Genomic DNA, 8,981 nt, shown 5'->3' with positions numbered 1-8,981 from the left:
GCGCCTGTGAGATCGAGCGCCGCCCGCGCGGCGCATCGCGAGCAAGCTCGCTCCTACATCTGTTTCGGGCCAGTCTCTCCTGTACCGCCAACAGGGCCCGCCTTGGTGCATGACTGCAGAGAGATGGAGCGGCATCAGCGCCCACCGAGATGTATTGCCATGCCAACAGGGCGGTCCCTGTTGGCTTCACAGGAATGATTGGCCCGAAACAGATGTAGGAGCGAGCTTGCTCGCGATGCGCCGCGCGGGCGGCGCTCGATTTCAGCCCCACTGCAAAAACCAACTCATACACCTGTCAGCCCTGCTGCGATTCCACGACAGTCCCGCTCACCTGACCTAAGCCCAAGCACACCAATCATCAGAAATTCTGATCACGATCGTCTTTCATCATCAGCCAGACAGGGAATAGATTCTCCTCAGTCAACTCCAGCAACAACGGTAGAGCCCCATGCCCAGCCAACAACAAAAACCCGCCTCCCCTGCCCTCGCTACGCTGATCCAGCGCTCCGCCCTGCCCAGCCCTGCGCTCAGCGAAGCCCAGGCGCATGCGCTGCTGCAGACGCACTACGGCCTGGATGGCGACTTGACGGCGCTGGGCAGCCAGCAAGACCTGAACTTCCGTGTGGACGCGGCGCAAGGGCGCTTCGTGCTCAAGGCCTGCCACGGCAGCTACGCCCAGATCGAACTGCAGGCGCAACATGCCGCCCTGGCCTTCTTGCGCGAGCAGAGCCTGCCAGTACCCGCCGTGCAAGCTGCGCAAAGTGGCGAAACCTTGCTGGCGGTGAACATCGACGGGCAACCCCTGCGGGTGCGCCTGCTCGACTACATCGACGGCCAGCCCGTGACCCGCCTCAAACACATGCCGCCACGCCTGATGGCTGAACTGGGCAGGCTGTGCGCACGGCTCGACAAGGCCTTGGCCGACTTCGACCACCCAGGCCTTGTACGCACCCTGCAATGGGACCCGCAACATGCCCAGGCACTGATCGAGCACCTGCTGCAGGTGCTGCAGGACGCCGGGCAACGCACCCGCATCGAGCAGGCCACGCGCCTGGCCAGCGAGCGCCTGGCCCCCTTGGCCGAGCGGCTGCCGACTCAGGCCGTGCACCTGGACATCACCGACGACAACACCGTGTGGGCCCGCGACGACCAGCGCCAATGGCAACTGCAAGGTGTGATCGACTTCGGCGACCTGTCGCGCACCTGGCGCATCGCCGACCTTTCGGTGACCTGTGCCGCGCTGCTGCACCATGCCGAAGGTGACCCACTGCGCATCCTGCCAGCGGTCAGCGCCTACCAGGCCCTCAACCCGCTGACCGAGGCCGAGCTGCGTGCCTTGTGGCCGTTGGTACTCAACCGTGCAGCGGTGCTGGTGCTGAGCAGCGCGCAGCAATTGGCCGTGGACCCGGACAACCAGTACACCCGCGACAACGTCGCCCATGAATGGGAAATCTTCGATACCGCCACGGCCGTACCGTTCGCCTTGATGGAGGCGGCCATTCTGCAGGCGGCCGGCCTGCCAACCGATGCAGCCGACCTGTCTGGCTGTGCGCCGCTGCTCCCCGAGTTGGCCGGGCAGCCGGTCAAGCGCGTCGACCTGGGCGTGCTCAGCGCGCACTGCGAAGCCGGCAACTGGGAACAGCCGGGCTTCGACCAGCACCTGCTGAGCGCGCAACCGGCGCCGGCCTGCAGCCTGCACGGCCAGTATCGCCTGTCACAAACCCATGTCGATCGCCCCGAAGAACCGGCGACCTGCGCGCTGGGCGTAGAGCTGCATGTGCCCAATGGCAGCCCGCTTCAGGCGCCCGAAGCGGGCATCTGGCAACGTCACGGCGACGGCCGCGGCTGCCTGCGCACGCCACGCTGGGCCTTGTGGCTGCAAGGCCTGGAAGATGCCCCGGCGGATGGCCAGGCCGTGGCCCAAGGGCGATCCCTGGGCAGCAGCTGCGGCTTCCTTGGGGTCCAGCTGTGCCTGGACACCGGCATCCAGCCGCCATTGTTCGCCAAACCGTCCCAGGCTGCCGCGTGGCTGGCCCTGTGCCCGTCGCCCGCCGCGCTGCTGGGCTTCGATTGCGATGCCGAACCGTTGCCCGACCCGCAGGCCCTGCTGGCCCGTCGCGACGCCAGCTTCGCTCGCTCGCAGAAGCACTACTACGCGCAACCGCCGCAGATCGAGCGCGGCTGGCGCAACTACCTGATCGACCTGCAAGGCCGTTCGTACCTGGACATGCTCAACAACGTCGCCGTGCTCGGCCACGGCCACCCGCGCATGGCTGCCGAATCGGCACGCCAGTGGTCGCTGCTCAACACCAACTCACGCTTCCATTACGCCGCCATCACCGAGTTCTCCGAGCGCCTGCTCGACCTCGCGCCCGAGGGTTTCGACCGGGTATTCATGGTCAACAGCGGCACCGAAGCCAACGACCTGGCCATCCGCCTGGCCTGGGCCTACAGCGGTGGCCGCGACCTGCTCAGTGTGCTGGAGGCCTACCACGGCTGGTCGGTGGCCACCGATGCCATTTCCACCTCCATCGCCGACAACCCGCAGGCCCTGGAAACCCGCCCTGACTGGGTGCACCCGGTGGAGGCGCCGAACACCTTCCGCGGCCGCTTCCGGGGGGCCGACACGGCCGCCGACTACCTGCGCGACGTCGACGCCAAGCTGGCCGACCTCGATGCCCGAGGCCGCCAGCTGGCCGGCATCATCTGCGAGCCGGTGTACGGCAATGCCGGGGGCATCTCGCTGCCGGCCGGTTACCTGCGCCAAGCCTATGCCAAGGTCCGCGCCCGCGGTGGCGTGTGCATCGCCGACGAGGTGCAGGTCGGTTATGGCCGCCTGGGCGAATACTTCTGGGGCTTCGAGGAACAGGGCGTGGTGCCCGACATCATCACCATGGCCAAGGGCATGGGCAACGGCCAGCCGTTGGGTGTGGTGATCACTCGGCGTGAGATCGCCGAGGCCCTGGAAGCCGAGGGCTACTTCTTCTCCTCGGCCGGCGGCAGCCCGGTCAGCTGCCGTATCGGCATGGCGGTGCTGGACGTGATGCAGGAGGAAGGGCTGTGGGACAACGCCCGCGACACCGGGCGCTATTTCAAGGCGCGCCTGCAGGCGCTGGTCGACAAGCACCCGCTGGCTGGGGCGGCGCATGGTTCGGGCTTCTACCTGGGGCTGGAGCTGGTGCGCAACCGTGACACCCTGGAGCCGGCCAGCGAAGAAACCATGCTGCTGTGCGACCGCCTGCGCGAACTGGGCATTTTCATGCAACCGACCGGCGACTACCTGAACATCCTCAAGATCAAGCCGCCGATGTGCACCACCCGGGCCAGCGTCGACTACTTTGTCGACAGCATCGACCGGGTGCTTGGCGAAGGGCTGTAACTATCAAGGTGTGGGCCCCAGCGCTGCGGCCCACGCCTGTAACGCCTCGCAGGCAGCCATGGCGATCTGCTCGTCGGTGCGCCCGGTGAACTGCCGCTCGATTGCATCGGCGGCAATCAACCCGGCAATGGTGGGCTTGCCCACCGCGTCGGTCAGATCCAGCCACTCCCCCCAACTGGCAGGCTCGTCGTACCAGCGCAGGTAACCCGAGGGTGAGCGCGGCCACCAGCGCTCATCGAATTGCAGAATCACCTTTTCCAGCTTGCCCATGGCCAGATGTGCCAGCGCTTGTTGCTGTGTGTCGGGTAGCGCAGGGTTGAAACGCAGCGTTCTCAACACGCCCACGGGGACTGTGCAAATGCAGAAATCACACAGCTGGTCATTGACCACAACCTTCGCGCCTGACCAGTCGATGGACGTTACCGGACTGTTCAGGCGGATATCCAGCCCCTGCGCCAGGCAATCTACAAGTTCGCTGTAGCCACCGGGCAGCATGCGATCTCCATGCCCGACACCCTCTTCGTCCAGAGCGCAGACCGACAACTGCGCCACGGGCAGGCACGCTTCCAGTACCAGGTTGCCGTCGATGGCGAATTGCGTCGCGCGTACGTGCGCGGGATCGAGGCTGGCCATGTAGCGGGCGATGGCATCAGACAAGGAGAACCGCCGATCGATAGTTTCAGTCAGGGCCAACCAAGCGCCGTCGATGTCAGGCAGCACCCCGCCGCGTGCAGCAGCGAGCGGGTTGGCGAAGTCAGTTTCGACGCAAGCCAGCCCCTGTTGCAGGGCAAGGGTGGCCAATGGGTTGTCGGCGAAATGCTGGAGCCATGCGGCACCTTCATCTGCCCTCACGCCACCCAGTTCGACGGTGTGCGTGCGCCCACCCGTTCGCCCCCTGGCTTCCATAACGACGCATTGGATACCTTGCTCATGCAAGGACCGCGCAGCCGCCAGCCCCGCGCAACCAGCACCGATCACGATCACCTTGCTAGCGCCGGCATGCAAAGCCGCCTCGGCAGCACGCAGGCCATCGTCCCATGCTCCATGGGTCATCGCCGGAGCAGTGGCGCTACAGGCCTCCCCGGCGATGACCAGCCGCTTCTCCAGCACCTGGCCGAGGATTGCCCGGTGCTGCCCGGTACCCCCTGGCAGCAACGCGCTGTAGGCACCGAGGCTGAACGGGTCTGCACTCCAGTGGGTGACATGCCAGGCGGTGGGTTTATGCACGTTGTTGTCCTTGGTGGGATTGTCCAGTCCGTGCATTAATGTTCATAATTTCCAACCACAAAAGACAATTATCATCAGGTTCACTGACAATGGCGTTTACCAGCGACTCCCTGGCCATTTTCCTTGCTGTCATGGATGCCGGGTCGTTCTCAGCAGCGGCTCGCAAGCTGGGGCGTGTACCGTCGGCCGTGAGCATGGCGATCGCGCAACTGGAGGCCGAGCTGGACCTGGCCCTGTTCGACCGGGCCACACGCAAAGCCGTTCCCACCAGCGCCGCCCTGGCCCTGGAACCGCAGGCGCGGCAGGTAATCTGCCAGCTCAACCTGCTCGACGCCCAGGCCCTGCAACTGCACCAGGGGCTGGAAAAGCGCCTGACCATCGCCATGGCCCCGGAGCTGCAGACCGGCCGCTGGAGCCAGCCGCTGGAAACCCTGGCGAAGGAGTTTCCCAGCCTGGAGATCGAAGTACGCTCGGCGACCCAGACCGAGGCGGTGCGCTTGCTGCATGAAGGCAGCGTGCAACTGGCGCTGGTGTTCGAGCGCCCTGGGATCGATGAGCGCGAGTCCTTTCTCGAAGCCGGCAGCCAGCTGTTGGTGGCCGTCGCTTCACCGCGCCACCCCGCCAGCAGCAACAGTGGCACGCCGCTGCCTGAGGAAGCGTTTGCCGAACAACGGCAGATCATCGTGGCCTCGGGCAAGGCCACTGGGTCGGACCCGCGCATGGTGCTTTCGCGGCGGATATGGTTGACCGACAGCTACCTGGCGACGCTCGATCTGGTGCAGTCCGGCCTGGGCTGGGCCTACTTGCCGCAGCCGCTGGTGGAGCCGTTGATTGCCTCGGGTGCGCTGGCCGAGGTGCGCTTTGACAACATGGCCAGCCGCTTGCGGCTGTGGGTCGACATCATCTGGCTGAAGCCACGACCGTTGGGGCTGGGCGCCAGGCGCTATCTGGAAGTGATGCGCCAGCTGTTCGACAAAGAACCACCCAGGGCTTGAGCTCTAGTGCCCCGGCGCCACCAACCGATACCCCACCCCGGCCTCGGTAATGATAAACCGCGGCGCTGTCGGGTCATCGCCAAGCTTCTGCCGTAAATGCCCCACCACGATCCGCAGGTAATGGGTGTCGTCGACATGGGTCGGCCCCCAGATGTCCTTGAGCAATTGCTGCTGGGTAATCACCCGCCCTGGATGCCCCGCCAACTGCGCCAGCAGTGCGTACTCCTTGCGCGTCAGCGCGATCTCCACACCCTCCAGGGTCACTTTGCGGAAGGCAAAATCCACCACCAGCGGCCCGAAGCTCGCCGTCACTTCGCTACCACCCGACTGCGGCACCTGGCGCAACAGCGCGCGCACCCGGGCAAGGAACTCCTGGATGCCGAAAGGCTTGGTCACATAGTCATTGGCGCCGCCATCCAGCGCGTCGACCTTCTGCACCTCGCTAGCCCGCACCGACAGCACCAGCACCGGCACCGCGCTCCACTCGCGCAACTCGCGCAGTACCTGCTGGCCATCCATGTCGGGCAGGCCGAGGTCGAGCACCACCAGGTCAGGCTTGGCCAGCGCGGCCTGGGCCAGGCCTTCGCTGCCGGTGGCGGCCTCGATCACCTTGTAGCCCTGAGAAGCAAGGCTGATGCGCAGGAACTTGCGGATCTGTGGTTCGTCGTCAATGACCAACAGGGTGGCGGACTGGCTCATGGAGTTTCGCTTTCGGCTTCAGGTTGCTGGGGCAGCGGCAAGCATAGAGTGATGCAGGTGCCGTGGCCATCGATGCCTTCGCCGACCAGGATCTGCCCGCCATGGGCACCAATCATGCCCTGGCAGATCGCCAGGCCCAGGCCGGTGCCCTGCCCGCCCCGGTCACCGCGGGCGGCGGTGTAGAACATGTCGAAGATCTTCTCGCGCTCGGCCACCGGGATGCCGGGGCCTTGGTCACTGACAGCGAAGTGCAACTGCTCGCCATGCACCGCTACCTGCAACGCCAGGCGGCCTTGCGCGGGGGAAAAGCGTGCGGCGTTTTCCAGTACGTTGATCAGCGCCTGCTCGATCAGTGCGGCGTGCACGAACAGCAGTGGCAGGTCAGCGGGCACATCAGTGTGCACACGCAACGGCGCCAGTACCGCGCGCAAACGGTTGAGGGCACTGCCGACAATGTCGGCCGGCGCCACCCAGTCGCGGGCAAGCTTGAGGCCGCCGTGGCCGAGGCGGGTCATGTCGAGCAGGTTCTGGATGTAACGGTCCAGGCGCTCGGCTTCGTTGCGCGTGCCTTCAAGCAGCTCGCGGCGGTCTTCGACGGGGATCGCTTCGCCCAGCGCCAGCAGGCTGTCGATGCTGCCGCGCATGGCCGTCAGCGGGGTGCGCAGGTCGTGGGACACCGAGGCCAGCAAGGCGCTGCGCAATTGCTCGGTTTCGCCGTGCAGGCGGGCGGCCTCGAGTTGCTCGGCCAGCCGGGCACGGGCCAGGGCCTGGGCCAGGGGTTGGCCGAGGGCCATCAGCAGGCGCCGGCGCTGGGCGCTCAGTGGCTCGCCGGAACGCGGGCGCACGCCGAGCAGGGCCAGGGGCTGGTCATCAACCGCCAACGGCCACCACCACCAGCGGCCATTGGGCAAGGTATCGCTGCCGTGGCCAGCAGCCTGGCCATGCTGCCAGGCCCATTCGGCGGCGGCCCGTTCGTTGTCGCTCAAGGCCTGGGCTTCGCCGCTCGCCAGCTCCAGCAGCCCTTCGCTGTTGCGCTCGAGCAGGCATACCTGCACATCCTTCCAGCCATTGAGGTGCCGCCCGGCGGCGTTGAACACAGCCTGGCGGTCGGCGGCCACGGTCAGCCGGCGCGACAGGTCGAGCAATTGGTTGGTCTGCGCCTGGGTTTCGCGCAGGGCCTGCAGCTGGCTGCGCTGGCGGGCCGCGAGGTTACCGGTGAGGGCCGCCATGAGCAGGAAGAACACCAGCGTCAGCACGTCTTCCTCGCGCTGGATGCTGAACGAGAAGTTCGGCGGGATGAACAGGAAGTCGTAGGTCAGGAACGACAGCGCCGCACAGGCCAGCGCCGGGCCCAGGCTGCTGCGCACGGCCACCAGCAGCACGGCGGCAAGGAACACCAGCGAGATGTTGGGCAGCGCCAGCACGCTCGACACGCCCCAGGCCAGGCCGGCGGCCAGCACCGTGGCCACCAGCGCCAGCAGGTAATGGCGCCAGACCCACACCCGGCTGACTGCTGCACGTGCCGGGCGTGCCTGGCTGTCGCGGTCGAGCACGTTGATCTCCAGGCCATGGCTTTCGCGCAGCAGCCGGGCGGCGACACCGGCACCCAACAGGCGCCGGCGCAGCCGGTCACGGGATTGCCCGACCAGCACCAGGCTGGCACGACGCTCGCTGGCGTGCTGGATCAAGGTTCGCGCCACCTCGCCGGCGCGAAGCACCACCACCTCGCCCCCCAGCCGCTCGGCCAGTTGCTGGGCCGCCTGCAGGCGCTGGCGGGCGGCTTCGTCACGCAACCGGCCGTTGTCGACATGCACCAGGCTCCACGGCAGGTGGCGACGCTGGGCAACGCGGCTGGCGTGGCGCACCAGGCGCTCGGCCTGCTCATCGCCATCCACGCCCACCAGCAGGCGCCCGCGCAAAGCCGGCGCCGCTTCGCCACGCAGGCGGTAACCGTGGGCCAGGTCGGCATCGACCTGGGCGGCGGCGGTCTGCATGGCCAGCTCGCGCAGGGCGGTGAGGTTGGTCTGCGAGAAGTACGCGTCGATGGCGGCCCGCGCCTGCTCCGGCACATACACCTTGCCTTCGCGCAGGCGTTCGAGCAGCTCGCGCGGCGGCAGGTCGATCAGCACCAGCTCGAAGGCTTCCTGCAGCACCCAGTCCGGCAGGGTTTCACGCACCTGTACGCCGGTAATGCCGCGGACCTTGTCGTTGAGGCTTTCCAGGTGCTGGACGTTGACCGTGGTGTACACGTCGATGCCAGCGGCAAGCAGCTCCTGCACGTCCTGCCAGCGTTTGGCGTGGCGGCTGCCAGGGGCGTTGGTGTGGGCCAGTTCGTCGACCAGGGCCAGGGTCGGGGCCGCCTTGAGCAGGCCGTCGAGGTCCATTTCCTCAAGGGTGACACCACGATACTCGCTGCGCAGCAGGGGCTGCTGGAGCAGGCCGCCGAGCAGCGCTTCGGTCTCGCTGCGGCCGTGGGTTTCGACCACCGCGGCCAACACTTGCACGCCCTGGCGCTGCTGGGCGTGGGCGGCCTGGAGCATGGCGAAGGTCTTGCCCACGCCTGGGGCGGCGCCGAGGAAGACCTTGAGCCGGCCGCGACCGCTGCGTGGGAGGGTGGCCAACAGCGCGTCTGCGCGGGTGGAGTCACTCATGTTTCATCCTTCAGAAATTGCAGTGTTCCC

General features: G+C 66.9%; 5 protein-coding genes. 2 read left to right on the top strand and 3 right to left on the bottom strand.

Annotation, left to right across the window (positions count from 1 at the left end):
- Positions 1–448 precede the first annotated feature (448 nt).
- Positions 449–3,379, top strand: a complete 2,931-nt coding sequence (locus F6X59_RS17000; RefSeq protein ID WP_152957222.1) for an aminotransferase — start codon at positions 449–451, stop codon at positions 3,377–3,379.
- Positions 3,380–3,382: 3 nt separating this feature from the next.
- On the opposite strand, the gene F6X59_RS16995 is transcribed toward F6X59_RS17000, so the two are convergent.
- Positions 3,383–4,642, bottom strand: a complete 1,260-nt coding sequence (locus F6X59_RS16995) for an NAD(P)/FAD-dependent oxidoreductase (protein ID WP_152957221.1) — start codon at positions 4,640–4,642, stop codon at positions 3,383–3,385.
- Between the two features lie 53 nt (positions 4,643–4,695).
- Here F6X59_RS16995 and F6X59_RS16990 point away from each other — a divergent pair, with 53 nt between their 5' ends.
- A complete protein-coding gene (locus tag F6X59_RS16990; protein ID WP_152957220.1) occupies positions 4,696–5,601 on the top strand; it encodes a LysR family transcriptional regulator in 906 nt (301 codons plus the stop codon).
- A gap of 3 nt (positions 5,602–5,604) precedes the next feature.
- Here F6X59_RS16990 and F6X59_RS16985 read toward each other — a convergent pair whose 3' ends face one another.
- Both F6X59_RS16985 and F6X59_RS16980 read right to left on the bottom strand, forming a co-directional pair.
- Positions 5,605–6,300: a response regulator gene (locus tag F6X59_RS16985; protein ID WP_152957219.1), complete on the bottom strand. Its 696-nt coding sequence runs from the start codon at positions 6,298–6,300 to the stop codon at positions 5,605–5,607.
- Positions 6,297–8,951 carry a sensor histidine kinase KdpD gene (locus F6X59_RS16980; RefSeq protein ID WP_152957218.1) on the bottom strand — a complete coding sequence of 885 codons (2,655 nt, stop codon included), beginning with the start codon at positions 8,949–8,951 and terminating at the stop codon, positions 6,297–6,299. Before F6X59_RS16980 ends, F6X59_RS16985 begins: the two co-directional genes overlap by 4 nt.
- Between the last annotated feature and the right edge of the window lie 30 nt (positions 8,952–8,981).

Origin of the sequence: Pseudomonas sp. MN1F (assembly GCF_009391885.1) — a bacterium.
GTDB lineage: Bacteria > Pseudomonadota > Gammaproteobacteria > Pseudomonadales > Pseudomonadaceae > Aquipseudomonas.
Note: the sequence above shows the minus strand (reverse complement) of the source record. Positions and strands in the feature narration are given on the sequence as shown.